This window comes from Catellatospora sp. NPDC049111, from assembly GCF_040648615.1.
In the GTDB taxonomy this organism is placed as follows: domain Bacteria; phylum Actinomycetota; class Actinomycetes; order Mycobacteriales; family Micromonosporaceae; genus Catellatospora; species Catellatospora aurea.
The window spans coordinates 375,705-401,138 of record NZ_JBEZEB010000003.1 but is presented as its reverse complement, the minus strand read 5'-3'; the positions used below and the strand labels follow the sequence as shown (position 1 = coordinate 401,138).

At 71.8% G+C, this 25,434-nt stretch carries 19 protein-coding genes, 1 tRNA gene and 1 pseudogene; 9 read left to right on the top strand and 12 right to left on the bottom strand.

Annotated elements, in window-relative coordinates; translation table 11 throughout:
- Positions 1-39 precede the first annotated feature (39 nt).
- Both AB0B66_RS06725 and AB0B66_RS06720 read left to right on the top strand, forming a co-directional pair.
- Positions 40-717 carry a Crp/Fnr family transcriptional regulator gene (locus tag AB0B66_RS06725; RefSeq protein WP_120317442.1) on the top strand — a complete coding sequence of 226 codons (678 nt, stop codon included), beginning with the start codon at positions 40-42 and terminating at the stop codon, positions 715-717.
- A gap of 631 nt (positions 718-1,348) precedes the next feature.
- Positions 1,349-2,482 carry a chaplin family protein gene (locus AB0B66_RS06720; protein WP_360523906.1) on the top strand — a complete coding sequence of 378 codons (1,134 nt, stop codon included), beginning with the start codon at positions 1,349-1,351 and terminating at the stop codon, positions 2,480-2,482.
- A gap of 506 nt (positions 2,483-2,988) precedes the next feature.
- Here the strand turns inward: AB0B66_RS06720 and AB0B66_RS06715 are convergent.
- The 7 genes and pseudogenes from AB0B66_RS06715 to AB0B66_RS06685 all read right to left on the bottom strand — a co-directional run bounded on the left by AB0B66_RS06715 (position 2,989) and on the right by AB0B66_RS06685 (position 12,466).
- Positions 2,989-5,010 carry a biotin carboxylase N-terminal domain-containing protein gene (locus tag AB0B66_RS06715; RefSeq protein WP_360523903.1) on the bottom strand — a complete coding sequence of 674 codons (2,022 nt, stop codon included), beginning with the start codon at positions 5,008-5,010 and terminating at the stop codon, positions 2,989-2,991.
- Positions 5,007-6,275, bottom strand: a complete 1,269-nt coding sequence (locus AB0B66_RS06710) for a carboxyl transferase domain-containing protein (RefSeq protein WP_360523900.1) — start codon at positions 6,273-6,275, stop codon at positions 5,007-5,009. The genes AB0B66_RS06715 and AB0B66_RS06710 overlap by 4 nt, the downstream gene beginning before the upstream one ends.
- Before the next feature lie 221 nt (positions 6,276-6,496).
- A pseudogene (locus tag AB0B66_RS06705) lies at positions 6,497-7,303 on the bottom strand (serine/threonine-protein kinase); the annotation flags it as partial.
- Between the two features lie 3 nt (positions 7,304-7,306).
- Complete coding sequence (locus AB0B66_RS06700) at positions 7,307-10,918, bottom strand: adenylate/guanylate cyclase domain-containing protein (protein WP_360523897.1); 3,612 nt, start codon at positions 10,916-10,918, stop codon at positions 7,307-7,309.
- A gap of 7 nt (positions 10,919-10,925) precedes the next feature.
- Positions 10,926-11,630: an MBL fold metallo-hydrolase gene (locus AB0B66_RS06695; protein ID WP_360523894.1), complete on the bottom strand. Its 705-nt coding sequence runs from the start codon at positions 11,628-11,630 to the stop codon at positions 10,926-10,928.
- Between the two features lie 178 nt (positions 11,631-11,808).
- Positions 11,809-12,270 (bottom strand): RidA family protein, encoded by a 462-nt coding sequence (locus AB0B66_RS06690; RefSeq protein WP_360523891.1) that lies wholly within the window; start codon positions 12,268-12,270, stop codon positions 11,809-11,811.
- Between the two features lie 37 nt (positions 12,271-12,307).
- Entirely contained in the window at positions 12,308-12,466 is a 159-nt protein-coding gene (locus tag AB0B66_RS06685; protein WP_120317449.1) for a DUF4177 domain-containing protein, read from the bottom strand.
- A 135-nt stretch (positions 12,467-12,601) separates the two neighbouring features.
- Here AB0B66_RS06685 and AB0B66_RS06680 point away from each other — a divergent pair, with 135 nt between their 5' ends.
- Genes AB0B66_RS06680 through AB0B66_RS06670 form a run of 3 tightly spaced genes read left to right on the top strand, consistent with a single transcriptional unit; the run spans position 12,602 to position 15,668 of the window.
- Positions 12,602-13,528: a hypothetical protein gene (locus tag AB0B66_RS06680; protein WP_360523888.1), complete on the top strand. Its 927-nt coding sequence runs from the start codon at positions 12,602-12,604 to the stop codon at positions 13,526-13,528.
- Positions 13,529-13,550: 22 nt separating this feature from the next.
- Positions 13,551-14,534: an ArsA-related P-loop ATPase gene (locus tag AB0B66_RS06675; RefSeq protein ID WP_360524164.1), complete on the top strand. Its 984-nt coding sequence runs from the start codon at positions 13,551-13,553 to the stop codon at positions 14,532-14,534.
- A gap of 9 nt (positions 14,535-14,543) precedes the next feature.
- Positions 14,544-15,668 carry an ArsA-related P-loop ATPase gene (locus tag AB0B66_RS06670; RefSeq protein WP_360523885.1) on the top strand — a complete coding sequence of 375 codons (1,125 nt, stop codon included), beginning with the start codon at positions 14,544-14,546 and terminating at the stop codon, positions 15,666-15,668.
- 78 nt (positions 15,669-15,746) lie between these two features.
- On the opposite strand, the gene AB0B66_RS06665 is transcribed toward AB0B66_RS06670, so the two are convergent.
- Positions 15,747-16,043, bottom strand: coding sequence for a WhiB family transcriptional regulator (locus AB0B66_RS06665; RefSeq protein ID WP_203699140.1), 297 nt, complete (start codon positions 16,041-16,043; stop codon positions 15,747-15,749).
- A 602-nt stretch (positions 16,044-16,645) separates the two neighbouring features.
- Here AB0B66_RS06665 and AB0B66_RS06660 point away from each other — a divergent pair.
- A complete protein-coding gene (locus AB0B66_RS06660; RefSeq protein WP_360523882.1) occupies positions 16,646-18,967 on the top strand; it encodes a transglycosylase domain-containing protein in 2,322 nt (773 codons plus the stop codon).
- Between the two features lie 68 nt (positions 18,968-19,035).
- Here the strand turns inward: AB0B66_RS06660 and AB0B66_RS06655 are convergent, their stop codons facing one another.
- The gene (locus AB0B66_RS06655; protein WP_360523879.1) at positions 19,036-19,491 is read right to left on the bottom strand and encodes a GatB/YqeY domain-containing protein; all 456 of its coding nucleotides are present in this window, start codon (positions 19,489-19,491) and stop codon (positions 19,036-19,038) included.
- Between the two features lie 71 nt (positions 19,492-19,562).
- On the opposite strand from AB0B66_RS06655, the gene AB0B66_RS06650 reads away from it, so the two are divergent.
- Entirely contained in the window at positions 19,563-20,438 is an 876-nt protein-coding gene (locus tag AB0B66_RS06650) for a metallophosphoesterase (RefSeq protein WP_360523876.1), read from the top strand.
- 58 nt (positions 20,439-20,496) lie between these two features.
- A tRNA-Pro gene (locus AB0B66_RS06645) sits at positions 20,497-20,570 on the top strand.
- Between the two features lie 17 nt (positions 20,571-20,587).
- Here the strand turns inward: AB0B66_RS06645 and AB0B66_RS06640 are convergent.
- The 3 genes from AB0B66_RS06640 to AB0B66_RS06630 all read right to left on the bottom strand — a co-directional run bounded on the left by AB0B66_RS06640 (position 20,588) and on the right by AB0B66_RS06630 (position 23,346).
- Positions 20,588-20,986, bottom strand: a complete 399-nt coding sequence (locus tag AB0B66_RS06640) for a tyrosine-type recombinase/integrase (RefSeq protein ID WP_360523873.1) — start codon at positions 20,984-20,986, stop codon at positions 20,588-20,590.
- Complete coding sequence (locus tag AB0B66_RS06635) at positions 20,919-21,629, bottom strand: hypothetical protein (RefSeq protein WP_360523869.1); 711 nt, start codon at positions 21,627-21,629, stop codon at positions 20,919-20,921. Before AB0B66_RS06635 ends, AB0B66_RS06640 begins: the two co-directional genes overlap by 68 nt.
- A 118-nt stretch (positions 21,630-21,747) precedes the next feature.
- Entirely contained in the window at positions 21,748-23,346 is a 1,599-nt protein-coding gene (locus AB0B66_RS06630; protein WP_360523866.1) for a hypothetical protein, read from the bottom strand.
- Positions 23,347-23,878: 532 nt separating this feature from the next.
- Between AB0B66_RS06630 and AB0B66_RS06625 the strand changes: the two genes are divergently transcribed.
- Positions 23,879-25,270, top strand: coding sequence for a diguanylate cyclase (locus tag AB0B66_RS06625; RefSeq protein WP_360523863.1), 1,392 nt, complete (start codon positions 23,879-23,881; stop codon positions 25,268-25,270).
- Positions 25,271-25,434 lie beyond the last annotated feature (164 nt).

Here is a 25,434-nt window from a genome sequence, read left to right as displayed (position 1 = left end):
CCACGGTATGCCCACGATCCGCGTCGATGGAGGTAGGCGATGGACGAGGTGCTGGCTCGGAGCGGGATCTTCCAGGGTGTCGACCCGGAGGCCGCCGAGGCACTTGCTCGTGAGATGGAAACGATCGAGATCCGCAAGGGCGAGATCGTGTTCAACGAGGGTGAGCCTGGAGACAGCCTCTATATCGTACTCTCCGGCAAGATCAAGTTGGGCCGACGCGCCGCCGACGGCCGACAGAACCTGGTCTCCGTGATGGGGCCGTCGGACATGCTCGGCGAGCTGTCCCTGTTCGACCCCGGGCCGCGCACCGCCACCGCCACCGCGGTGACCGACGTGCGCCTCGCGCGGCTGCGCAAGCAGGCCCTGCGTCCGTGGCTGAACAACCGGCCCGAGATCGCCGAGCAGCTGCTGCGGGTGCTCGCCCGCCGCTTGCGCCGGACCAACGACGCGCTGGCCGACCTGATCTTCACCGACGTGCCCGGCCGCGTCGCCAAGAACCTGCTGCAGATGGCGGGCCGCTTCGGCACCCGCGACGGCGGCGTGCTCCGGGTGACCCACGACCTCACCCAGGAGGAGCTGGCGCAGCTCGTCGGCGCCTCGCGCGAGACGGTGAACAAGGCCCTGGCCGACTTCGCCTCCCGCGGCTGGCTCCGGCTGGACGGCAAGAGCGTCATCATCCTCGACCCGGAGCGCCTGGCCCGCCGCGCCCGCGTCTGACCTTCCGCATCACCGACGCGCCCACCTTCCGCGCCCACCCGGCGCGCGACGGTGGGCGTGCTCGTTTCCGCCCCACGTCGCGCCCCGGCCCGCCATGATCATCCGATTTGCCTGGCACATGGGCGTTTGCGTGCTCAAGATACGCACACTTGCCAAGCAAGTCGGATGACCTTGCGGCGGGCGGCACGACCGGGTGGAGGTCGACATGGCCGTGCCCCGCGCTGACCCCGGAGGCGGACGTGCCGCCGCCGCCAGGCGATAGGGCGGTCACCTAAGTCGGCGAGGTCATACGTTCGGTCAGGGTGGGCGGGCCGAGCGACCGATGAGGGTCCGCGTCGTTAGGTGTTGCGACAGGTGGTCAGAGAAACCCTGTGATCCGGCCTAAATCCGGACATATCCGTACATAATGGCTGGTCAAAGTGTCGGGAAATTGTCGCCGACATGTCAGCCCCAGTGGGACTTCGTTGGTCCGAGTGGTCGCGAACCTCGCAAATTGAGCGCGGCTAGACGTGTCCACAGTGACCGATCGTGCGGTGACCTTTCGCCTGTACCTGGGTGTATCGGACACCTCTTGCACCGCCTCGATCGGTCGGTCGGATGTCTCCGACGATCGAAAGAGGTCCCTACCACTATGAACACGTGGGTTCGACGCTCACTCAAGGCCGGCGCGCTGACTGCCGGCGCGGTCATGGCCACCGGCGGCTCCGCCGCCGCGTACGCCGACACCACCGTTTTCAGTGCGGGCAACACCGGCATCCTGAACGGCACGCAGGTCTTCGCGCCGATCCAGGCCCCGATCAACCTCTGCGGTATCGCCGCGAGCGTGGGCGGCGACGCGGTCGCCGGCTGCGTGGGTGGCAGCGCCGCCGAGCTCGACGGCGTGTACGACGCCCGCCTGATCAGCACCAACAACACCGGCATCCTGAACGGCACCCAGGTCTTCGCGCCGATCCAGGCCCCGATCAACGTGTGCGGCGTGGCCGCGGGCGTGCTCGGCAACGCCGCGGCGAAGTGCAAGGGCGGCGCGAGCGCCGACGCCGACGGCGACCACCACAAGAAGAAACACCAGTGCGACAGCCGCTGCGACGACCACGGCGGTTACGGCGACCGCGAGTCGACCGAGTCGGGTGACCTGCTGGGTGGCCTGCCGCTGGTGGGCGGCCTGGCCAACGGCGGCCTGCCGATCGTCGGCAACCTGGGCGGCAGCGGCCTGCCGCTGGTCGGCAACCTCACCGACGGCGGTCTCCCGCTCGTCGGCAGCCTCGGCAACGGCGGCCTGCCGCTGGTCGGCAACCTGACCAAGGGCGGCCTGCCCGTGGTCGGCGGTCTGCTGGGCAACCAGGGTGTGGCGCGCAACGCCGACGCGATCGACATCGACGCCCTGGACGGGGTCGGCACCATGGGCCGCTTCGACACCGAGAGCGACGCTGCCGAGCACAACACCAGCACCGGCGGCAACGGCGGCGGCAACGGCACGACCTGCAACAGCGGCTGCGGTGGCAACGGCGGTGGCCACAACCACCACCCGAAGCCGCGGCCGAAGCCCCGCCCGCAGCCCTGCCCGGACCACGGTCACGACCACAACCAGGGCAAGCACCGGCACGGTGACGACGTCAAGATGATCAGCGCCGGCAATCACGGCATCCTGAACGGCACCCAGGTGTACGCGCCGATCCAGATCCCGATCAACGTCAGCGGCGTGGCCGTCGGCGTGCTCGGTGACGCGGCCGCCTGGAGCGTCGGCGGCGCGTCCGCCAACCGGTAACCGTCCGGCCTGCCGGCGGGTACGGCCCACGACGACTTGAGAAGTCACCCGCGGACCGGAACCGGCGAAACACTGCACCCGCCTCACCCCGCCGGCAGGCCGGCAACCAGCGCGACTCCCTTTCGCTGACCGAAGACCCGCGCTGGCCCAGCACCACCGAAAAGGACGTCTCCCGAACCGGGCCCCATCCAGCCCACCGGGAGACGTCCTTTTCCGCGTTCCCACGGACCCTCGCCCGACCCCGCCCACGTGCACCACCGCCACGGCCCACCCCGCAGTTTCAGGGAAACTGCAGCAATCGAGCTGTGGATAAGCGCAGTTTCCCTGAAACTGCCGACTGCCGACTGCCGACTGCCGACGGCCGACTGCCCGGATAGCGGCGGCCGATGGCCGGGATGGCTACGGGCGGCGCGATCGGGCGGGTGTCGGTGCTGGTCAGCGTGTTGGGGTGTTAAGAAGGGCACCTTCTACAACGCGGAGCGTTGTGAAGGTGCCCTTCCTTGCCCTCAGGCGGGGGTGAGGACGGCGAGGAGGGCGCCGGTGTCGACGAGGACGCCGGGGCGGACGGTGACCACGGCGACCACGCCGTCGGCGGGGGCGTGCACCGGGTGCTCCAGTTTCATCGCCTCCAGGGTGAGCAGGAGGTCGCCGGCGCCCACGCGCTGGCCGGGGGCGACCAGGACGCGGCCGACCGCGCCGGGCAGCGGGGCGGTCAGCGAGCCCTCCTCCAGCTCCTGGACGGGCTCGGGAAAGCGGGGCAGGCGGCGCAGGGCCAGCGAGCCCTCGGCGCTGTCGACGTACGCGGTCTCGCCGACCTCATGCACGTGCAGGGCCAGCCGGATGCCGGCGACGTCGAGCACGACCTCGTCCGGGTCGGCCGAGACGACCGCCACGGGCGGGTGGTCGTCGACGGGGCCGACCTGGCCCAGCCCGGCGAGGTCGAGTTCCTCGGGGTCGACGGCGCGGACCCACCACTGGGCCAGCGCGCCGGTGCCGTCGAGGCGGTAGCCGACCTCGACCGGGCCGGCGGGTCCGTCGTACACCACGGTCTGCGCGCCGGTGGGCACGTTGCGCCAGCCGGACGGGATGCCGCGCTGCACCGGGGCCTGCGCCCGCCGCCGGGCGGCGGCCGCGAGCGCCGCGGCCAGGCAGCTGAGCCGGACGGCCTCCACCGAGGACAGCAGTGGCGCGAACACCTCGGGCTGGCGGTCGAGCAGGCCGGTGTCGATCTGGCCGGTCAGGAACGCCGGGTGCCGCAGCACCCGCACCAGCAGGTCGCGGTTGGTGACCAGGCCGTGGATGCGGGTACGGGCCAGCGTGCCGGCCAGCATCCGGGCGGCCTCGTACCGGGTGGGCGCCCAGGCGACGAGCTTGGCCAGCAGCGAGTCGTAGTGCACGCCGACGACGGTGCCGGGCTCGACTCCGGAGTCGACGCGGATGCCGGGCTGGAGCATGGGCCGGAAGGTGGCCGAGACCTCGGGCACCTCCAGCCGGTGCACCTGCCCGGTGGCGGGCAGCCAGTTGCTGGCCGGGTCCTCGGCGCACAGCCGGACCTCGATCGAGTGCCCGCGCATCGGCGGCGCGGACTGGAACGGCAGCTGCCCGCCCTCGGCCAGGTACATCTGCAGCCGGACCAGGTCGAAGCCGGTGACGCATTCGGTGACCGGGTGCTCGACCTGCAGCCGGGTGTTCATCTCCAGGAAGTAGAACTCCCCGTCGGGGCTGAGCAGGAACTCGACGGTGCCGATGCCGACGTAGCCGATGGCCTCGGCGACCAGGACGGCCGCGGCGCACAGGTTCTCGCGCAGCTCCGGGGAGACCGCCGGGGACGGCGCCTCCTCGATGATCTTCTGGTGCCGGCGCTGGATGGAGCACTCACGCTCGCCCAGGGTCACGATGTTGCCGTGCTGGTCGGCGACGATCTGCACCTCGATGTGCCGGGCCTGCTCGACGTAGCGCTCGCAGAACACGGCCGAGTCGCCGAACGCGCCGAAGGCCTCGCGGCGGGCGGAGGAGACGGCCTCGGCCAGCGAGTCCGCGTCGCGCACGATGCGCATGCCGCGCCCGCCGCCGCCGATGGCCGCCTTGACCAGCACCGGGTACTCGTCCACCTCGGACGGGTCGGTCCAGCTGGGCAGCACCGGCACCTCGGCCTCGGCCAGCAGCGCCTTCGCGTCGACCTTGGAGGCCATCACCGAGATGATCTTCGAGGGCGGGCCGACCCAGGTCAGCCCGGCGTCGACGACCATCGCCGCGAAGTCGGCGTTCTCGGCGAGGAAGCCGTAGCCGGGGTGGATCGCGTCCGCTCCGGTCTTGCGGGCCGCCGCGAGGATCAGGTCCCCGCGCAGGTACGTCGCGCTCGGCGCGGAACCGGGCAGCTGCACGGCGTAGTCGGCCTCGGCGACGTACGGGGAGTCGGTGTCGGCGATGGAGTAGACCGCGACGGTCTCCACCCCGACGGCGCGGCAGGTCGCGAAGATGCGACGGGCGATCTCGCCCCGGTTGGCCACCAGCAGTCTGCGGATCATGACGCCACCTCACGCTCTGGCGCGTTGCCCGGCCGGGCCGGCGCGGCGCTCACCGATAGGCAGATGCCCAGCACGGTCCGGGTGTCGCGCGGGTCGATCACACCGTCGTACGGCTCGGTGGACTGGTCGTCCACCGGCCAGCGGAACCGGAAGCCGGGCCCGGCCAGTGCCCACGACCCGGGGGACGTGCCCAGCACCAAGGTGATCCGGTCGGCCTGGGCCAGCGCCCGCAGCAGCAGCGCGGAGCTGTCGGGCGTGTGCCCGGCCGGATTGGCCAGCACGAGCACGGGCACACCCGCCTTGCCGGCCAGCCGGGCCAGTTCCACGCCCTTGTCGGCGCTGTCCGGGTCGATCACGGGGCCGGTCGCCGCGAGCACCGCCACCGGGTGGCCGTGCACCGCACCGAACCCGGCCAGCAGCGCGCCACCCCGCTGGGGGCGGAACTCGTCCAGGTCGGACCCGTCAAGCACGCGGGCCAGCACCTCGCGCGGCTCGGTCACCGCGGCCGGGTCGGCACTGGCCACGGCGAGCAGCTCCTCCACCTCGTACCGCGGCGGCTCGACCGCTCCGGCCAGCGGCCCTCGCTGGAAGGTGACCAGGCGGCGCACCGTCTGGCGCAGCACCCGCAACGCGTCGCGCTCGTCCTCGGCGACCATGTCCATCCGGGCCGCGTCTGCGCGCCCGCGCACCGTGATGGCGTGGTCGGCCAGGTCGGGCAGCGGGGCGAGCCAGGCGTCGAGCGGGCCGAAGACGGCGCAGAGCACCGGGGCGGCCATCCGCCCGAGCCGCGCGAAGCAGGGATCGGGCACCGCGGCCCGGCCCTGCTCCTCCGGCGTCGACTCCAGCAGCAGCACGAGCGGCAGCACGTGCCGGTCGGCCAGTTCCACCGCACGGGCGAACTTGGCCCGGCCCGCCTGGGCCGGTCCGCCGACGTACACGGTCGGGTCGTTGGCGACCAGCATGCATTCGATGCCGTCGACCACTCCGAGCGCGGTGACCAGCCCCGCGCCCATCGGTTCGCCGGCCTCGCGGCCCGCGGTCGCGGCCAGTTCCAGCAGCGCCGTGTCGGAGTCCACCAGCAGCTCGATGCGCTCGCGGGGCAGCAGCTTGCCGCGGGCGTGGTGCCTGGTCACCTCCTTCTCGCCGCCGCCGTCGCGGGCCTGCCCGTGCGCCTGTTCCAGCGCACGCAGAGCCGCCTGGGCGGTGCTTCGGTTTTCCAGGAAGGAGGGCGCGCGGGGGTCCAGCGCGGTGTCGAGAGTCGCCATGGTGAACCTGCTCCTCGGTGCTCCACCGCTTGTTGACACCAGAGCAACGAGTGGTTCAAGGAGGGCGACACGCACCCGACGGCGCGTCGTGCCTTACCTCACCGCGTCGATCACTGGAACAGTTTGTCGATGAGGTTGCCGAAGAAGCCCTGGCGCTGGGCCGGGATCTCGGGTCCGGCGACGTTCGAGACGTCCACCGTCGACTGGTCCTCCTGCGCGGGGCCGTCGAGATCGACCGAGGCCAGCAGCTCTTCCAGCGCCCGCGCGGTGGGCCGGGTGGCGGGGTCGTTGTCCATGCCCTGGCGCAGGATCGCGCAGAGCGCGGCGGGCACCTCGGGCAGGTCCGGCACCGGCTGGGCGAACATCTCGATCAGGGTGAGCAGGCCGGGCGGGTGGTCGCGTTCCCAGCGCGGCGGGGCGCCGCGCAGCAGGGCGTACAGGGTGGCGCAGAGCGCGTACACGTCGCCGGGCGGGGCGGGCTCGGCGCGGCGGAAGGCCTCGGGCGGCGCGTACGCCGGGGTCATCACGTCGAGGGTGATGTCGGGGTCGCGTATCTCGGCGAGGATGGCCAGCCCGAAGTCGGCCAGCGCGGGCTCGCCGAAGTGGCTGATCAGGATGTTCGCGGGCTTCACGTCGCGGTGCACCACGCCGCGCTCGTGCGCGTCGGCCAGCGCGTCGGCGATCTTCACGCCGAGGTCGCGCACCTCGTGCGGGCGCAGCGGCATGCGGTCCTGGTACGAGCCCGCGTACAGCTCCATGATCAGGTAGGGGTGGTTGTCCGCGGTCACCCCGGCGTCGAACAGGTCCGCCACGTGCGGGTGACCGGACATCTTGCCCGCGGCCCGCGCCTCGCGCAGGAAACGCGAACGGTCCCGGTCACTGTCGATGGTGCGGTTCTCCACCTTGACGGCGACCTCGCGCCCGACCGATCCCTGCACAGCCCGGAAGATCGTCGCGTACCCACCGACGGCGAGCAGCGACAGATCCGTGAGTCCGGGGATCTCCGGGAAGGCGGACGTGTTGGTCACGGGCTAGACGGTAGCGCCTCGCCCCGACGTCACGGCACCCCATGTCGCCAATGCAACGGCACGCTCGCTCGTCTGCTGCGTGCCGTCCGCCAGCGCCCGCGCCCGCTCGGCCGTGACCAGCGCCGATTCGTCCTGTCCCGCGGCAGACAGCGCACGGGCGTGGGAGACCGCCGAGCGCACCAGGCTGCGCACGTCCACCGCGGGCAGCTCCTCGGCCAGTTCCGCGGCGGCCAGCGCCTCCTCGACCCGCCCGGCGGCCAGCAGCGCGTCCGCGTACAGGGCGACGCCCTGGCGGCGGGAGTAGAGCATGGACGGCGCGTGCGGCGCGGTCGCGATCGGGGCGAGCAGCCGAATCGCCATCGCGGTGTCGCCCGCGGCCAGCCGGGACGCGCCCAGCAGCGCCCGCGGGCCGACCCGGGCCGGGTCGAGCACCCCGTACGGCGACACCATGGTCAGCACGGAGCGGGCGTCCAGCTCGGCGGCCTCGAAGTCGCCCCGGTCCAGCGCCACGAAGCCGCGGACCGTGCCGGCCATGCCCACCAGCAGCGGGTGCCCGACCTTCTCGCCCTCCTCCAGCGCCTCGCCGAGCAGGTCCTCGGCGTGGCCGTACTCCCCCAGCCCGCGCGCCACGACGCCCCGGGCGACCAGCGCGAAGCCGCGCCCCCAGACGTCCTTGGCGGCGGCGAAGTCGCGGTAGGCCCGGCGCGCCTCCCGGTCGGCCTCGCCCAGCTCACCCAGCTCGGCGGCGGCGAACGCGGCGACCGCGCGCAGCGTGCCGACCGCCCACGCCTCGCCGACCCGCTCCCCGAACGGCAGAAAGACGTGCGCCAGACGCAGCGCCTCGGTCAGCCGGCCCGACAGCAGCCGGGTGAACGCGGAGGTGCCGCGCAGCCAGGCCCGCCCGACCGGGTCCTTGGCCTCGGCGAACAGCCGGGCGGCGCGGGCCAGTGCCGCGTCCGCCCCGGCGAAGTCGCCGCGGGTGGTGGTCACCCAGGCCAGGTTCTGCAGCGACCAGGCCTGCGACTTGCGGTCGCCGGCGGTGACCGCGATCTGGTACGCCCCGGCGAACCGGCTGGACGCGTCGCCCAGCCGCCCGCCCAGGAAGTCGGCCATGCCCAGCCGGCGCATCGCCTCGGCCCGCTCGCCGGGCAGCTCGGCGTCGGTGGACGTGGTCAGCGCCTCCGACCAGAGCCGGTACGCGTGGCGCGGGTCGCCCTGCGCCACCTGCGCCCGGCCCGCGAGCAGCAGCGCCCCGGCCCGGGTGCGCGGATCGTCGGCGGAGTCGGCGACCAGCTTCTCGGCGTCGTGCAGTGCCTCGGCGATCCGGCCGTACTGCAGCAGGGAACGGGCGTGCACCAGCCGGTCGGGCAGCGGCAGCGCCCCGGGGGCAAGCCGCGCGGCGCGCTCGCCGTAGCCGACGGCCTCGGCGGGCTCGCCGGACTGCCCCGCGCGACGCGCGGCCCGCCCCAGCGCGGCCACGCCGAGCGGCGCGACCTGGCGGGCAGCCACGTCCGGGCGCAGCCGCACCGCGTCGGCCAGGCGGGTGGCACGTTCGGCGTGCTCGGCCACGAAGGCGTCGCGCATCGCCTCGTCGACCCCGGTCAGGCCCGGCACGGTGCGACCCGAGGACACCTGCACCGGGGGTTCGCCGGGCGCGGCCCACCGGGCCAGGAACGCGTGCCGGTCGGCGAGGTCGGCCTTGCCGACGCCGCCGTACGCGGCCTCGCGCAGCAGCGGGGTGGCGAAGGCGAAGCCGCCCCGCACCCGGCGCAGCATGCGGCGCTGCAGCAGCTCGTCGACGGCCCGCTCCAGCTCGACGGCGACCACGGCGGCGGGCCGGCCGTCGCGGCCGGAGCGGCGTTCGCGCAGTGCTTCGAGCGCGCCGGTCGGCACCGTGTCGCCGACCACGGCCGCGTCGCGCAGCACCGCACGGGCCTCGACGGGCAGCGCGTCGATGCGCGCGGCGAGCACCGCGGCCAGGTCCCGGGACAGCAGCTGGTTGCCCAGCGAGCCCGGGGTGAGCCGCCACTGCGCACCGGCTTTGGTCAGCGCGCCGCGCTCCATCAGCAGCGTGGTCAGTTCGGCCAGGTAGAACGGGTTGCCCTGGGCGGTGGTGAGCAGCCGGTCCTCGTCGGCCTGCGGGAGCCTGCCGCCCTTGAGGTATGCGGTGAGCAGCCGCGCCGCGTCCGCGCCGCGCAGCGGCGGCAGCGTGTTGGCCTCGGCGTCGGCGACCCGGGTGAGCTGCCCGGCCCGGCGCACCAGCTCGGGGCGGCCCAGCAGCAGCACCAGCACCGGCCCGGTCAGCTCCTCCAGCGCGAAGCCGAGCGCGTCCAGGGTCTCCGGGGTGCCGTCGTGCAGATCGTCCACGATCACGACCAGCGGGGACTCGGTGGCCAGCGCGTCCAGCAGGCGGGCCACGGCAACCGCGAGCGTGGCAGTCTCCCGGCCGGGCTGCTCGGGGTCGTCGCCGGACAGGCCGTGCCACTGCGCCAGCTCGTTCGGGTCGGCGTAGCCGAGCAGCGACAGCAGCGCGTCGACGTCCACGCTGACCGGCTTGCCGGGCTCGCTGCGCTGGGTCAGCCGGGTGGTCAGCCGGCGCAGCCGCTCCTCGGCAACCTGCCGGGTGACCGCCGTGGCGGCGTCGGCGGGCAGGCCGATGGCCAGTTTCACCAGGTCGGACAGTGGCGCGAGACGGCGGCGCTCGCCATACGCGGCACACCGCACCGACAGCACCCGCGCCTGCGTACGCGCCGCGAAGCGGCCCGCCGTGACCTCGTACCCGTTGGCGAAGCGTTCCACCTCGGACGCGAACCGCGTCTTGCCGATGCCGGCCTCGGCCGTGAACACCAGCACCCGGGGCTCGTCCCGGTCGACGACCTCGGCCAGGCGGCCGGCGACCCGGCCCAGCTCCGGCTCGCGGCCCACGAACGGGCCCTCCTCGCCCAGCCCCGCCCGGCTGCCCCGGGCGTCGTGCAGGCCCAGCAGCTCGTAGGTCTCGACCGGTTCGCGCTTGCCCTTCAGCCGCAGCGGACGCAGGTTGCGCCAGCCCGCCACGGAACCGGTCGCCGCGACCGTGCGCGCTCCCGCGTAGACCGCGCCGACCGCGGCCGCGTCGGCCAGCCGGGCGGCGGTGTTCACGGTGTCGCCGATGACCGTGTATTCCAGCCCGGCCTGCACACCCGCGACCACGGGCCCGGTGTTCAGCCCCAGCCGCAGCCCGGTCGGCGCACCGCCGCCGCGCTCGTCGTCGAGCACCCGCCGCACCGCGCGCTGCATCGACAACGCGGCGCGCACCGCCCGTTCGGCGTCGTCCTCGTGCGCCACCGGCGCCCCGAAGACGGCCATGATGCCGTCGCCGGTCAGCTTGTCCACGTGCCCGCCGAACGTCTTCACCGCGCCGGCCAGCGCCGACAGCACCCGGTCGGTGACCGCGCCGACCCGCTCCGGGTCCAGCTCCTCCGACCATGAGGTGAAGTCGGAGAGGTCGCCGAAGAGCACCGTGACGACACGGCGCTCGGTGGCGGGCAGCGTCGCCGCCGCGGGCAGGGCCGCCCCGCAGTGGTGGCAGAAGCGGGCCGCCGGCACCGGGACGGTCCCGCAGACAGGACAGGTCATGACAGCTTCACAGCTCGCTCAACGTCGCCAGGTACGCCAGTTGTGCCCGCACGGTCCACTCGGCCGCGAACCGCAGGCTCGGGTCGACGTCGGCGTACACGACGTTCACCACGTCTTCGGGGGTGCTCGCGCCCTGCTTGAGCGCGGCCCGCACCTGGTCCAGGCGCTCCAGCCGGTGGGCGCGCAGCCAGGCCGCGGCGACGGCGGTGTTCGGCAGCGCGGGCCCGTGCCCCGGCAGGCCGGGCACCGGGTAGCCCGCGAGCAGGTCCAGGCTCGCCAGGTAGGCCCCGACATCGCCGTCGGGCCAGGCCACCACGCTGCTGCCGCGGCCGAGGATGGTGTCGCCGGTGAAGACGACGCGCTGCCCGTCCCGTTCCGCGACGAAGCAGACCGAGTCCGTGGTGTGCCCGGGGGTGCCCAGCTCGGTGATCCAGTCCGGGACCTCGCCGACGGTCGCGCCGGTGAGCGCGATCAGCGTGGCGACACCGTCGACGTGGTCGGGATGGCTGTGGGTGAAGAGAATGCGCCGGATCGGCGGGCCCGCCTCGACGATCGCCTCCAGGTGGGCGAGGTCGTCGGGGCCGGGGTCGATGACGGTGCCGTCGTCGAGGAGCCAGGTGTTGGTGCCGTCGAGGGTCATCGGGCCGGGGTTGGGTGCCCGCAGCCAGGTCACCCAGCCCGGGAGGAGTTCCGAGGTCAGCCGCGCCGTCATGCCGAGAACTCTACTGAGCCCGGGGCGCGTCGCCTCGGGTCGCGCGGCACGACTTTCCCCACCGGGGCCTTTAATCGACGTTGGCCTATCGCATCGACTTTTTCGCACACGGAGTCGATGTGATAGGCCAACGTCTATGCGGAGCGGGGCGGCCGCAGCAGCCGCGCCGAGGGCGAGGTCAGTCGCGGACCTCGGCGATCAGCTCCACCTCGACCGGGGAGCCCAGCGGCAGTTCGCCGACGCCGACGGCGCTGCGTGCGTGCTTGCCGGCCTCGCCGAAGACCGCGCCGAACAGCTCGGAAGCACCGTTGATGACGCCGGGCTGGCCGGTGAAGCCGGGGGCGGAGGCCACGAAGCCCACCACCTTGACGATTCGGACGACCTTGTCCAGGCCGACCAGCCATTCAAGTGCGGCCAGGCCGTTGAGAGCGCATCGGGCGGCCAGCTCTTTCGCCTGCTCGGCGCTGATCTCGGCACCGACCTTGCCGGTGGCCAGCAGCTTGCCGTCGGCCATGGGCAGCTGGCCGGAGACGTACACGTGGTCGCCGGACCGGAGTGCCGGCACGTACGCCGCCACCGGCGGGACCACCTCGGGCAGCTTCAGGCCCAGCTCAGCGAGCTTTTCGTACGGGTCAGACATCTTTGTCTCCTTCACCGCGGTGTCCGCGGGGTTGTGCTCAGGCGGACTTCGGCCGCTTCAGGTAGGCCACCAGCTGCTCGGGGTTGGGGCCGGGCACGACCTGGACCAGCTCCCAGCCGTCGGCGCCCCAGTTGTCGAGGATCTGCTTGGTCGCGTGGACCAGCAGAGGCACGGTGACGTACTCCCACTTCGTCATGGGCATAACCTAACGTGCCGGGAAGATCTCGCTGGTCGATCCCTGCTGCGACAGGGTGCGAGGTGCGGTTAAGCTGAGCCGCCGCGGGGGCAGCTGAGTGTCGCGGCCTCGTAAAAGAAGACCAGGGGAGATCGCATGACCCAGCCGCACGACGACCAGCAGCCTACGACGCCGCAGCCGACGCAGCCCGCGTACCCGCCGCCGGCGGACCCGTTCGCCTCGGCGACGGTCACGCCGCCGACGACGCCGCAGCCCGCTGTGCCGCTGCCGCCGACCGAGCCGGAGCCGGCCACCACGCCGCCGGCCACGCTGCCGATCGCCGAGAACCCGCCGGCTCCGCCGGTGTCCGGCGCCCCCGCCCCGGTCTCGGGCACCCCCGCGTACCCCACGCCGCCGACCGCCGCGTACCCGACCGCGCCGCAGGCGGGCTACCCGGTGTCCGGCCAGCCCGCGTACCCGGCGCAGCCCGGTTACCCGGCCACCGGCCAGGCCGCCTACCCGACCTCGGGTCAGCCCGCCTACCCGACCTCGGGACAGCCCGCCTACCCGGTCTCCGGCCAGCCGGCGTACCCGGGCATGACCTACCCCGGCGCTCCCGGCGTGCCGGCCGCGCCGGTCAAGAAGAGCAAGGCGCCGCTGGTCATCGGCATCGTGCTCGGTGTGCTCCTGCTGCTGTGCGGCGGCGGCATCGGCGCGTATGTGCTGCTGACCCGCAACACCGAGGGCGTCGGCGCGTCAAGCGCCAAGGACGCGACGCAGAGCTTCCTCACCGCCATCTACAAGAACAACGGCGACGCCGCCGCGGCCGAGAAGCTGGTCTGCGGTGACGCCCGCGACCGCAAGGACATCGACGCCAAGATCGCCGAGATCAAGTCCCAGACGTCCCAGCTCAAGGGCCCGAGCTTCACCTGGGAGACCCCGAAGATCTCCGGCGAGACGGCTACCCAGGCGACCGCCGAGGTCACCGTCAAGCTGGTCACCAGCGACGAGAAGATGTCCGAGCAGAAGCTCACATTGACTCTCGTCAAGCACGAGGGCTGGTTCGTCTGCGAGGTGAAGTAGCACCTGGCACCATCGAGGGGTGCTGAACGACGGTAATGACGGGCCGGCCGGCCGCGGTGCACACGACACCGCCTGGCCGGCCCGTCTGCATGTGGTCACCGGCAAGGGCGGCGTGGGCAAGACCACCGTCGCCGCCGCACTGGCGTTCGCGCTGGCCGCGGGCGGGCAGCGCACGCTGCTGGTGGAGGTCGAGGGCCGGCAGGGCCTGGCCCAGCTGTTCGAGCTGGAGCCGCTGCCGTACGCCGAGCGCCGCCTCGGCGACGCCGGGGTGGACGTGCGGCTGCTCGCCGTCGACCCCGAGGAGGCGCTGCTGGAGTATCTGGAGCTCTTCTACCGGATGGGCGCGGCCGGGCGGGCGCTGCGCAAGCTGGGTGCGATCGACTTCGCCACCACGGTCGCTCCGGGCCTGCGCGACATCCTGCTCACCGGCAAGGTGAAGGAGGCGACAACCCGCACCGACGACAGCGGCCGCCGGGTGTACCGCTCGGTGGTGCTCGACGCCCCGCCCACCGGTCGGATCGGGCGCTTCCTCAACGTCACCGCCGAGGCGGCGCGGCTGGCCAAGCTCGGCCCGATCAAGTCGCAGAGCGAGGGCGTGGCCGCGCTGCTGCGCTCGCCGATGACCTCGGTGCATCTGGTCACCCTGCTGGAGGAGATGCCCGTGCAGGAGACCGCCGACGCGCTGCGCGAGCTGTCCGCGCTCAACATCAGTGTGGGAAAGATCATTGTGAATTGCGCCCGCCCGCCGCTGCTCGACGACGGCAGGGTCACCCAGGCCGAGCTCAAGCGCGGGCTGGCCGCGGCCGGGCTGCCCACCGATCGGCGTACGGTGACCGCCCTGCTCGACGAATCGCGCGACCACCAGGCCCGGCGCGCGCTGGAGGAGGAGCTGCGCGGCGAGCTGGCGACCCTGGGCCGGCCGGTGGTCGAGTTGCCGCTGCTGCCGGACGGGGTGGACCTGGCCGGTGTACGCCACCTCGCCGGGCTGCTGCGCCCCGCCCCTTAGGCTGAGCACATGCTCGACGTGGACGCCCTGCTGGCCGACCCCGGCGTACGCATCGTGGTCTGCTGCGGTTCGGGCGGGGTCGGCAAGACGACCACCGCCGCGGCGCTGGCGCTGCGAGCCGCCGAGGAGCACGGCCGTAAGACCGTCGTGCTGACCATCGACCCGGCCCGGCGGCTGGCCCAGTCCCTCGGCCTGACCGAGCTCGACAACACCCCGCGCCCGGTGGAAGGGCTGTCCGGCGTCGGCGACCTGCACGCGATGATGCTGGACATGAAGCGCACCTTCGACGAGGTCGTGCTCACCCACACTGCGCCGGAGCGGGCGAAGGAGATCTTCGCGAACCCCTTCTACCAGGCCATGAGCTCCACGTTCTCCGGCACGCAGGAGTACATGGCGATGGAGAAGCTGAGCCAGCTGCGCGCCACCGACCGGTGGGACCTCATCGTGGTGGACACCCCGCCGTCGCGGTCGGCACTGGACTTCCTGGACGCGCCCGCCCGGCTGGGCCGTTTCCTGGACGGCAAGATGCTGCGCCTGCTGATGGTGCCCGCGCGGGCCGGCGGCAAGAGCATGTTCAACCTGGTCACCGCCTCGTTCGGGGTGTTCTCCAAGGCGGTGCAGAAGATCCTCGGCGCGCAGCTGCTGACGGACCTGTCCGGCTTCGTGTCGGCCCTGGACTCGACGTTCGGCGGCTTCCGGGAGCGGGCCGACCGGACCTACCGCGTGCTGCAGGATCCGCAGACCGCGTTCCTGGTGGTCGCCGCGCCGGAACCGGACGCGGTCCGCGAGGCCGCCTACTTCGCCGAGCGGCTCGGCGCGGAACGGATGCCGCTGGCCGGGCTGGTGCTCAACCGGGTGCACCGGTCCGAGCTGCCGGAGCTGTCGGCGGCCGACAGCGCGGAGGCGGCCGAGAAGCTGTCCGCCGAGCACGCGGAACACGCGCTGACCGCCCAGGCGCTGCAGGTGCACGCGCTGCTGATGCGCCAGGTGGCCCGGGAGACCGAGGTCTCGACCGGGTTCACCGACGAGTTCCCGCAGGTGCCGGTGGCGTACGTGCCGGCGCAGCCGACCGACGTGCACGACCTCGCCGGTCTTCGGGCGATCGGCGCGGCACTGGCCGAACGGGCCGAATGAGTCACACCGGGTAACCGAAGGGCCGTTCCCGCCGATCCGGCGAAAACGGCCCTTCGATGATGAGATGGGTGCTATCAGTCAGGCCCGGACCAGCTCCCGGCGGTCCTGCTCCTGCATGGCGACCTCGAAGGCGCGCTTCCAGCTCGCCACGTGCGGGTGCCGGCGCAGCAGTGCGCGGCGCTCCCGCTCGGTCATGCCGCCCCAGACGCCGAACTCGATGCGGTTGTCGAGTGCGTCCGCCAGGCACTCGTACCGCACCGGGCAGCCGCGACAGACTCTTTTGGCGATGTTCTGCTCCGCGCCCTGAACGAACAGCGCGTCCGGATCTCCGTTCCGGCACGCCGCGAGACTGGGCCAATCGTTGACCATGCCCATGTGTCCACGTCCCCCCTGACGTTCCCCTCACCGCTCGCGACTTGCCCGACTCCACCGACCTCCAGGGTCGTTGAGCAGGGCACATCCCCCCGATGGTTCCCCCGAACCGACGCGAACGGTGTGCGTTACTCGCCCGCCCATCATGCTCCGTAGTCAGACGATTACGCAACGTTGTCAGCCAAAATGGCGGAAAAAGGTCTTTAACCGCGCTGAACAGTGCCTGAGCAGTGCGTACGCGCGCCGCAGGGTGACGCCCGCCTGCGGGCCGGGACGGGGGTCCGGCGGCCCGCGGCGGAGCGTCGAGATGCGAGTAACGGGGCGGCCACGACGTCCGGGGGGACATCTCGTGACCGAGGCGACGCAACCACACGCCAGGGGTCGTGCGTCTTGGACAACGAAGACATGCCCGGGACGGTTGCGGGCGAGGCGGGGGCCGATCTGTCAGGCGCCTGTCCATGCAGCCTGACCCGGTATGGTGCGGCACGCGACACCGAAACCTGCTCACGTAACCTGAGGCGGTGACCCTGATGCGAAAGCGCGACCACAACATACTGGCCAACGCCGCATCTCTGTTGATTTGCGGCTTGCTAGCCGGCGTGGTGGTGGCCGCTGCCGCATTCCCCGCGGTGGCACTGTCCGGTCTGGCCGCCAAGGCGGGCGGTGAAGCCTTCGGTCAGCTCCCCGACGAGCTGGTCGTCAAGCGCTCCCCCCAGATCAGTTACGTCTACGCCAACGACGGCAAGACGCTGATCGCCACCATGTACGACGAGAACCGGCGCGACCTGCCGATCGCGGAGATCCCCAAGATCGTCCAGCAGGCCATCCTCGCCGCCGAGGACCAGAAGTTCTACGAGCACAACGGCGTCGACGTGATGGGCATCGCCCGCGCCTTCGTGGCCAACAAGCAGGCCGGCGACGTGCAGCAGGGCGCCTCGACGCTGACCATGCAGTTCGTCCGGCTCTCCATCTCGTACTCGGCCGACACCGCGCAGGAGGTCGTCGACGCCACCGAGGACACCACCAAGCGCAAGGTCCGCGAGATGCGCTACGCGATGGCCATCGAGCAGCGGATGAGCAAGGAGCAGATCCTCGAGGGCTACCTCAACACCGCATACTTCGGTAACCGGGCATACGGCATCTACGCCGCGTCGCAGGTCTACTTCGGCAAAGAACCGAAGACCCTGACCGCCGCCGAGGCCGCCTTCCTGGCCGCGCTGGTGAAGTTCCCCGGCGACTTCAACGTGGAGACCCGCGCCGGCGAGAAGCTCGCCGTGGACCGCCGCGACTACGTGCTGTCCGAGATGGTGGGCACCGGGGCGCTCACCGAGCAGCAGGCCACGCTGGCCAAGGCCGAGGAACTGAAGGTCGTCGGCAAGATCACCCCGAACGGCTGCGTGCAGGCCACCAAGAACGCCTGGGGCTTCTTCTGCGACTACTTCCAGCGCTGGTGGAACGACCAGGAGGTCTTCGGGGCGACCCCGTATGACCGCGAGCGCCAGCTCAAGTCCGGCGGCTTCCGTGTCGTGACCTCCCTGGACCCGCTCGCCCAGAACGCCGCCAACAAGAACATCGGCGACCTGATCTCGGTGAACAACGACAAGGCGCTGATGCTCGCCGCGGTCGAGCCGGGCAGCGGCAAGGTCCGCGCGCTGGCGGTCAACCGCAACTTCAAGCTCGACAGCAAGTCCAAGCCGCAGAACAAGATCTCTTCGGACCCGAAGAAGAAGGCCAAGAACATCCGCGGCACCTACCCGAACACCACCAACCCGCTGATGACCGGCGGTGACGGGTTCACCGGCTACCAGGCCGGCTCCGCGTTCAAGATCTTCACGATCGTCGCCGCCCTGGAGAAGGGCTACCCGCTGGCGACCAACATCGCCACCAAGAAGCAGTTCATCACCAACTTCCCGGTCAGCGGCCCCGACGCCAACTGCGGCGGCAAGTACTGCGTCACCGGCGGTGGCGGCGCCGTGCAGAACATGTGGACCGGCTTCGGCAGCTCGGTCAACACGTTCTTCGTCCCGCTGGCGATCATGGCCGGGGTCCAGAACGTGGTGAACGTGGCCAAGAAGATGGGCATCACGTTCCACGACGAGCCCAACACCACCGAGGACGACCTCGGCCTCTCGAACAACGCCAGCCAGTGGGGCGCGTTCACCCTCGGCGTCTCGGCCACCACCCCGCTGCAGCTCGCCAACGCGTACGCGACCCTCGTCGCTGACGGCCTGTACTGCGAGCCCACGCCGGTGGAGTCGATCACCGACATCAAGGGCAACAAGCTCTCCGTCGCCGACAAGCGCTGCAAGCAGGTCATCGCGCCGGACATCGCCCGCGCGGCCGTCGACGCCGGGCGCTGCCCGGGTGGCGACGACTCGGCCTTCCGCGAGTGCAACGGCCACGCGACCAACCGCGACTCCCGCCGAATCGTCAACAAGCCGATCACCGGCAAGACCGGCACCACCGACAAGGACCGCTCGGCGACGCTGACCCTGTCCACCAAGCAGCTGGCCGTCTCGGGCTTCCTCACCAACCCCGACTGGGCGTTCGACACGGGCATGCGCCACGACGTGGTCAACCCGGCCGTGCAGCGAACCCTGCGCGACTACATGAAGAACAAGCCCGCCGTCGCCTTCACCAAGCCCAGCCGCAAGATCGCATACGGCGACCAGGTCTCCATCCCGTCGGTGGAGTGCAAGCCGGTCCCCGAGGCCAGGAGCATCCTGCGTGCCAGGGGCTTCGAGGTCGAGGTCAACACGGAGCAGATCGACTCCAAGTGCCCGAAGGGCACCGCCGCCGGCACCACGCCGAGCGGACGGACCATCAAAAAGGGCATCGTCATGATCGAGGTCAGCAACGGCAAGGACGCCAAGCCGGGCACCGGTCCTGGCAACGGACCCGGACAGCCGCCGCCACCAAGAAATTGACGCACACGGCAGACGAGGCCCCGCTCGCACATCGCGAACGGGGCCTCGCCCTTTGGCCGGCTCAGGCGTCAGGCGGCCAGCTGGCGGCGTACCTCCGCGGAGACCTTGCCGCCCTCGGCCCGGCCCGCCACCGCGGCCTGCACCGCCTTCATCGCCGGGCCCATCGAGCCCATGCCGCTGAAACCACCCGCGGCCAGCGTCTGCGACACCAGCTGCGCGATCTCGTCATCGGTGAGCTGCTTCGGCAGGTACCGGGCGAGCACCTCCTCCTCGGCCCGCTCCTTCGCGGCCTGCTCGGCGCGGCCCGCGTCGGCGAACGCGACCTCGGCCTCCCGGCGCTTCTTCGCCTCCTTGGCGAGCACCGCGAGCACCTCCTCGTCGTTCAGCTCACGCTTGGCCTTCCCGGCGACCTCGGCCACACCGACGGCCGCCAGCGCCATCCGCAGCGTGCCCGTCACCACCTCGTCGCGCGCCTTCATGGCCGAGCGCATGTCCTCGGTCAGGCGCTCCTTCAGGGTGCCCATACCCACCTCTCCGTGCTCCGCACTCCGACGGCACTGTGTTGCCCTCGGGCGATGAAACTACTCTTAGCCTCATGGGTCCGCTCGGGAAAATCGCGTTGGGCGCCGTCGTGGTCGGCGCGGGCACGCTGGCATACGGCACGCTCATCGAACGCAACTGGTTCACGCTGCGCCGGTACGACGTGCCGCTGCTCGCCCCCGAGGCCGAGCCGCTACGCGTGCTGCACGTGTCCGACCTGCACCTGACCCCGAAACAGCGGCGCAAGCAGCGCTGGGTGCGCGAGCTGGCCGGCCTCGACCCCGACCTGGTCGTGGTGACCGGCGACAACATGGCCCACCCGGACGCGGTGCCCGGCGTGCTCGCCGCCTACGAGCCGCTGCTGGAGCTGCCCGGCGCGTTCGTCTTCGGCTCGAACGACTACAGCGGCCCGGTGCTGAAGAACCCCTTCGGCTACTTCCGCGAGGACCGCGACTACGAACACGGCGTCGAACTGCCCTTCGAGGACCTGCGTACGGCGTTCCTCGACGCGGGCTGGGTCGACCTCAACAACAAGCGCGCCACGCTCAAGGCCGGTGGCCGTGTCGTCGACCTGGCCGGCGTCGACGACCCCCACATCGACCTGGACGCCTACCCGGCCGGGCCCGCCGATCCGACCGCCGCGGTGCGCATCGCGCTCAGCCACGCCCCGGAGCCCCGGGTGCTCGACGCGTTCACCGAAGACGGGTTCGAGCTGCTGCTGGCCGGGCACACCCACGGCGGGCAGGTGCGCGTGCCCGGGGTCGGGGCGCTGGTCACCAACTGCGGGCTGGACCGCAAGCTGGCCCGCGGCCTGCACCGGTGGGACCGCGCCTGGCTGCACGTCTCCGCGGGCCTGGGCACGCACCCGACCGCCCCGGTGCGCTTCGCCTGCCGCCCCGAGGCGACCCTGCTGACGCTCATCCCACGCTGAGGGGGATACCCGTTTTGGAGCCGGGGACCGGGTCAGCTACTATTTCGGAGCACCGCTTCGGGGTATAGCGCAGCTTGGTAGCGCGCTTCGTTCGGGACGAAGAGGCCGTCGGTTCAAATCCGGCTACCCCGACCGAAAGAAGGCCCGGGTCAGAGAGATCTGACCCGGGCCTTCGGTGTATCCAGGGGCGAGATCACCCAGCCGAAGGCAGCTAAGGACCGCAGGACCCTGCTGTCTCGGTCGCGCGATGGGTGCACGTACCGGTCCAATGTTGTGGACGTCCGTTCGTGTCCGAGAACCGCCGCCACGTCGTTGATCGGTACACCATCGGAGACAAGCCATGTCGTGTACGAGTGGCGCAGGTCATGAAAACGGAGCGCCTCGGGCAGCCCGGCACGCCGCAGTGACGGCTTCCACATGCGGGCGCGGAACGTGCCCCGCTTGAGCGCTTCACCCGTCCTGGCCACGAAGACCAGGCCGTCACTCCCGACCGGGTAGTCCCGCAGGTGCAGGGTCAGCAGTTCCTTGGCGAACGGCGGCAGCGGCACCGACCGCCGACCGGCCCGCGACTTCGGGTAGGGCTTGAGGCTGGTCCGTGCCGGCGTCCAGAAGTGCTCGCGCCGCGGCGGCGATGCGCTCACGGTGGACGGCAAGCTCCGAGACTCGTACGAGCACCACCGCCACAGTTATCGCCTCCTGTCGAACACCGGCGTCCGGATCGTCCAGAAACGCGGCGGCGGCATCGTACATCTGGGAACGGAGCCGCCGGACAGCGTGCCACGCCGAGTTCGGGTGCTCCAGCGGCGAATAGCCAGCCAGCTCAACGAACTTACGGACGCGGACGTCACCGACTGCTTCCGCGACGAACGACAACCAGGTCAGCAGATGGCCTCGCAACGGCCGGAGTCTGCCGTCCGGGCTCCGGATCACCGTATCGCCGCCTATCCTGCGGTCCAGCAGCGCCAGCACGTACCGGACGGCCGGCACCGCCGACGGGAATACGTTCGGATACTCGATGAACGAGCGGCCCCACAGATACGCCAGGCCCACCGTGACGGACCGCGGATCGTCAGCGACCAGACCGTGCAGCGAAGCCCGCATCTCGGGGTCTGGCAACCAGTACTCGTCCGCCTCGCAGGCCCGCATGATGTCGTCGACCATGTTGCGCAAGTCAGCCCGCTCCTCAGCCACGGCAGCATGCTGACACAGCATCGACGAGCCGGTGGCGGCTGCTGCATCCACTGGCGGGATACGCTGCGCGGCCCCTCCCGAAACGGGAAGGGCCGCGGTTCAGCAGTGTGGTGGCAGGTCAGGCCGCCGGCAGGCTGGTGAATACCAGCGGTCCGGACGGCGCCGGAGCGCCACCGTTGGGATAGCCCCAGCCCGCGCTATTGCCGGCCGTGGTGTAGAGCGTGAAGCCCACCGTGTACGTCCCCGCCGGCAGGTCCCGGAAGTACACCGACAGCGACAGCTTCCCGTCGGCCCCCACGTGGACGCCGCCGTTCGCGCCGCCCACGGAGTGGCCGAGGGAGTTGTAGATGGTGGTCGAGAACCCGGTCACCGGGGCGAGCGTGACGTCGTCGATGGTGACCGCGATGCTGATGCCGTTGGACACCTCGCCCGGGGCGGCCTCGGTGCGGCTCAGCGCCGCCGCGATCGCCACCGGCCGGGACGTGTCGGGCACCCGGGTGGCCCGCAGGTCCAGCGCGGGCGCGCCGTAGTAGGCCCCGTACACCGACACCGCGCCAGACGCGTCGGTGAGCAGGATGCCGTCCACGGTGCAGGTGGTGTTCAGCTCGTTCATCACCACCGGCATGGAGTACGTGCCCGCCGGCCCTTCGGTCAGCACCTGGTTCCAGGTGGAGCAGCCCGTCGTCGCGACGGTGGCGGTCAGCGCGCCCTGCACACCGCCGACGGTGAAGGTCAGCGTCGGCTTCGCCGGCTCCCGCCAGTTGTTCACCTGCGTGGGGGTCAGCGCGAACCCGCCGGCGACGATCGCCTCGTTGCGGGTCACCTGCACGGCGGGCGCGGCGAGACCGGTGTAGCGCTTGGTGTTGCCGGCCCGGTCGGTCAGGGTGACCGCCTTGACCTTCCACTCGCCGGTGGGGCTGCCCGCGGGCAGGGTCACCGGCACGTGGCACTCGGTGAACCAGGGGTCCCAGGTCTGCATGTCGCCACAGAGGTAGCCGCCCTGGTCGCTCCACGACATGGTGATCGGGGCGACGATCTCCGCGGTGCCGGGACCGTCGAGCACGATGCGGCCCTTCCAGAAGCCCGCGCCCGGCTCGTCGAAGACGTACAGGCCGTAGCGCAGCGTCGCGCCGGAGCCGGCGTCGTAGACGTGCTCCTTGGTCGGCGAGTCGAGCCAGATCTGGTTGACCACCGGAGGTGCGGTGTCGGGGTTCTGGGTCGCGGCCAGCACGGCGGACGGGCTGATCCGGTCGCCGGACAGGGTCCGCGTGGTGCCCTGGTCGTCGGTCGCGGTGATCTTCGTCACCCGGTAGGTGACCGGCGCGGCCGGGCCGTACTCGGTCACGAGGAAGTCGTGCGCGTACGACGAGCTGGCGATCCCGCCCGTGTACGGCCCGACGACCGGCCAGCCGCCGTCGAGGCTGAACCGGATCTCCTCGGCGGGACCGACCGCGGTGGCACCGCTGTACCGCTGCACGTAGATGCGGCCGCTGAGGTTCCGGGCGGTGGCCGAGGTGTCGGTCACGGTCCAGTTCAGGGTGACCGTCGTGCCGCCGGTGGTGGTGTCGACCTGGTCGGTCGCGAACGCGATACCCGAAAAATCGATCTTCGGTTTCGCCGCGGCGAGACCCGGCGCGGCCGCTGCCCCGAGCAGTGCGGCGGCCGCGGTGGCGGTGACCAGGATGCGTGAGACTGCGCGAAGGCGCGCAGCAGCCATGTGTTCCTCCCCGTTGTCTGACGACCGAACCGCGACGGTCCGGTCGGAGCGATCCGCGCACGGCGGGCCGCGCGCGCAGCGTATTAGACAGGTGCCAGAGCGGGAAATGCGAATACGACAACCCCGACGGGGAGAGGACTCCAGGGCTGGTTTCGCCCTTCTACGCTGCGGGCACCGATACGTGAACGAGATCGTCGAACGCGAGGATTGACGCGCTGTGACCGATCACCCACTGCCAAACACCGTACCCGAAGTTCGCGATCACCCCAGACGGGCATCGATGTTCCCTGTCGTGCGCCGCGGCGATGAGAGTCACCTGCCCCGATGGGCCGTAAGCAGGGCAGGCATGCCCACTCATCCGATGGCCATGTCGGGCGAACGATTTTCATAATGGCCGCTTAACCCGCCTACGGTGAGTAAGCTTGGCCGCCGTAAGGCCCCTGACCCCTGACGAAGAGCGAAATTCTGCCCCGTGCCCCTTCCTCGCATCATTGATGATGTTTCCGTAGCACTGCGGACCTCCCGCAGCGCGGTGGAAGCCTGCAATGCCACGGTCTCCGTGCTCAGCCGGCACACCCCCGCGCTGATCGAGGCGCTGCTGCATGTGAAGGATCAGCTGCGGTGCGTCTCGGCGAGTGGAGCCTGGCAGGTGTTCTCCGCTGTGCCGCTGGGGCACGGCGTGGTCGGCCGGGTGTACGCCAGCGGCAAGGCCGTCACCATCCTCGACGTCGCCAACGACCCGGACTACATCCGGCTCGGGCCGCCCATCACGTCCGAGATCTGTGCGCCGATCATCGACCGAACCGGGCACCCGGTCGGCGTGATCAACGCCGAGTGGGCCGAGGCGCAGCCGCTGGACGGTTGGGCGGAGACCCTGACCGAGGCCGGCCGGCTGCTCGGCGCGCGGCTGTCCGAGCTCGGCGGACCGCCTGCGGAGACCCGCAGTGAGCAGCTGCTGCGCCATGCGCTCGCGCTCACCAACGCCGAGACCGACGCCGACGTGCTGGTCCGTGCCTGCCGCGCGGCGCGGGAGGTGACCGGCCTGGCCGCCGCCGTGCTGCTGCGGCCCGCCCCGGACCTGCTGCCCGAGGAGCAGGAGCTGCGGGTGGTCATCGCGGCCAGCTCCCCGGAGCCCCGGGACCGGCCGCTGGTCGCCCGGCTGGCGCAGATCGACCCCGACCGGCTCGCCGCGCTGCTCGACGAGGCCTGCCGGTACGGCGCTTCGTACACCCTCGGCGATCCCGCGGTGCTCGACGCCCGCGGGTTCGAGGCGCTGACCGCCGCCGGGGTGCGCACCATGATCGCCGTACCGCTCGGGGCGGGCACACCCGTGGTGTCCTCCTCGGTCGGCGCGCTGGTGGTGCTGGACGAGACCGCGATCGTGCCCGACAGCGCGCTGGTGAACCTGCTGGAGCTGCTGGCCGCGCAGGCCAGCACCTGCCTGGAGAAGCTGACCACGCTGCGGCGGCTGCACCTGCAGGCCAACTCCGACCCGCTGACCGGCCTGGGGCACGGCGGGCCCTTCGGCGACCGGCTCGCCAACGCGACGCCGGGCCGGACCGCACTGCTCGCCATCGACATCGACCAGTTCAAGTCGGTCAACGACACGCTCGGCCACGCCGCGGGCGACCGGGTGCTGGTGCAGATGTCCAGCGCGCTGCAGCAGGCGCTGCGGCTCGGCGACGAGCTGTTCCGAGTCGGCGGTGACGAGTTCGTGGCCGTGGTCGACGTGCCGAGTGCCGCCGAGGCGCTGCTGGTCGCCGAGCGCCTCGTCGCAGCGGCCCGGGCCACCGGGCGCACGATCAGCGTCGGGGTGGCGATCCAGGGCGAGCTGGAGCCGCCGGAAGCCGCGATGTACCGCGCCGACCAGGCCTTGTACGCCGTGAAGCGGAACGGCCGCAACGGCGTACGCCTGGCCCCATAGCCACCCGCTCCCGCGCTGTTGCACGCCGGGCCGCCGTGAAACTGCTGGATCCAGAAGAGTTGTGGGGGGGGGGGGGGGGGCGCCCCCCCGCGAGACATTCGCGGAGCGCGCCCCCACGCGAGGCCGGGGGGGGGGGGGAGGGGGTTAACACCCCCAGGGTGTTA

Excerpts from the sequence above, each read along its gene's own strand:
- AB0B66_RS06725 (WP_120317442.1), top strand. The coding sequence starts at position 40 with ATGGACGAGGTGCTGGCTCGGAGCGGGATCTTCCAGGGTGTCGACCCG.
- AB0B66_RS06720 (WP_360523906.1), top strand. The coding sequence starts at position 1,349 with ATGAACACGTGGGTTCGACGCTCACTCAAGGCCGGCGCGCTGACTGCC.
- AB0B66_RS06715 (WP_360523903.1), bottom strand. The coding sequence starts at position 5,010 with ATGATCCGCAGACTGCTGGTGGCCAACCGGGGCGAGATCGCCCGTCGC.
- AB0B66_RS06710 (WP_360523900.1), bottom strand. The coding sequence starts at position 6,275 with ATGGCGACTCTCGACACCGCGCTGGACCCCCGCGCGCCCTCCTTCCTG.
- AB0B66_RS06700 (WP_360523897.1), bottom strand. The coding sequence starts at position 10,918 with ATGACCTGTCCTGTCTGCGGGACCGTCCCGGTGCCGGCGGCCCGCTTC.
- AB0B66_RS06695 (WP_360523894.1), bottom strand. The coding sequence starts at position 11,630 with ATGACGGCGCGGCTGACCTCGGAACTCCTCCCGGGCTGGGTGACCTGG.
- AB0B66_RS06690 (WP_360523891.1), bottom strand. The coding sequence starts at position 12,270 with ATGTCTGACCCGTACGAAAAGCTCGCTGAGCTGGGCCTGAAGCTGCCC.
- AB0B66_RS06685 (WP_120317449.1), bottom strand. The coding sequence starts at position 12,466 with ATGACGAAGTGGGAGTACGTCACCGTGCCTCTGCTGGTCCACGCGACC.
- AB0B66_RS06680 (WP_360523888.1), top strand. The coding sequence starts at position 12,602 with ATGACCCAGCCGCACGACGACCAGCAGCCTACGACGCCGCAGCCGACG.
- AB0B66_RS06670 (WP_360523885.1), top strand. The coding sequence starts at position 14,544 with ATGCTCGACGTGGACGCCCTGCTGGCCGACCCCGGCGTACGCATCGTG.
- AB0B66_RS06665 (WP_203699140.1), bottom strand. The coding sequence starts at position 16,043 with ATGGGCATGGTCAACGATTGGCCCAGTCTCGCGGCGTGCCGGAACGGA.
- AB0B66_RS06655 (WP_360523879.1), bottom strand. The coding sequence starts at position 19,491 with ATGGGCACCCTGAAGGAGCGCCTGACCGAGGACATGCGCTCGGCCATG.
- AB0B66_RS06650 (WP_360523876.1), top strand. The coding sequence starts at position 19,563 with ATGGGTCCGCTCGGGAAAATCGCGTTGGGCGCCGTCGTGGTCGGCGCG.
- AB0B66_RS06630 (WP_360523866.1), bottom strand. The coding sequence starts at position 23,346 with ATGGCTGCTGCGCGCCTTCGCGCAGTCTCACGCATCCTGGTCACCGCC.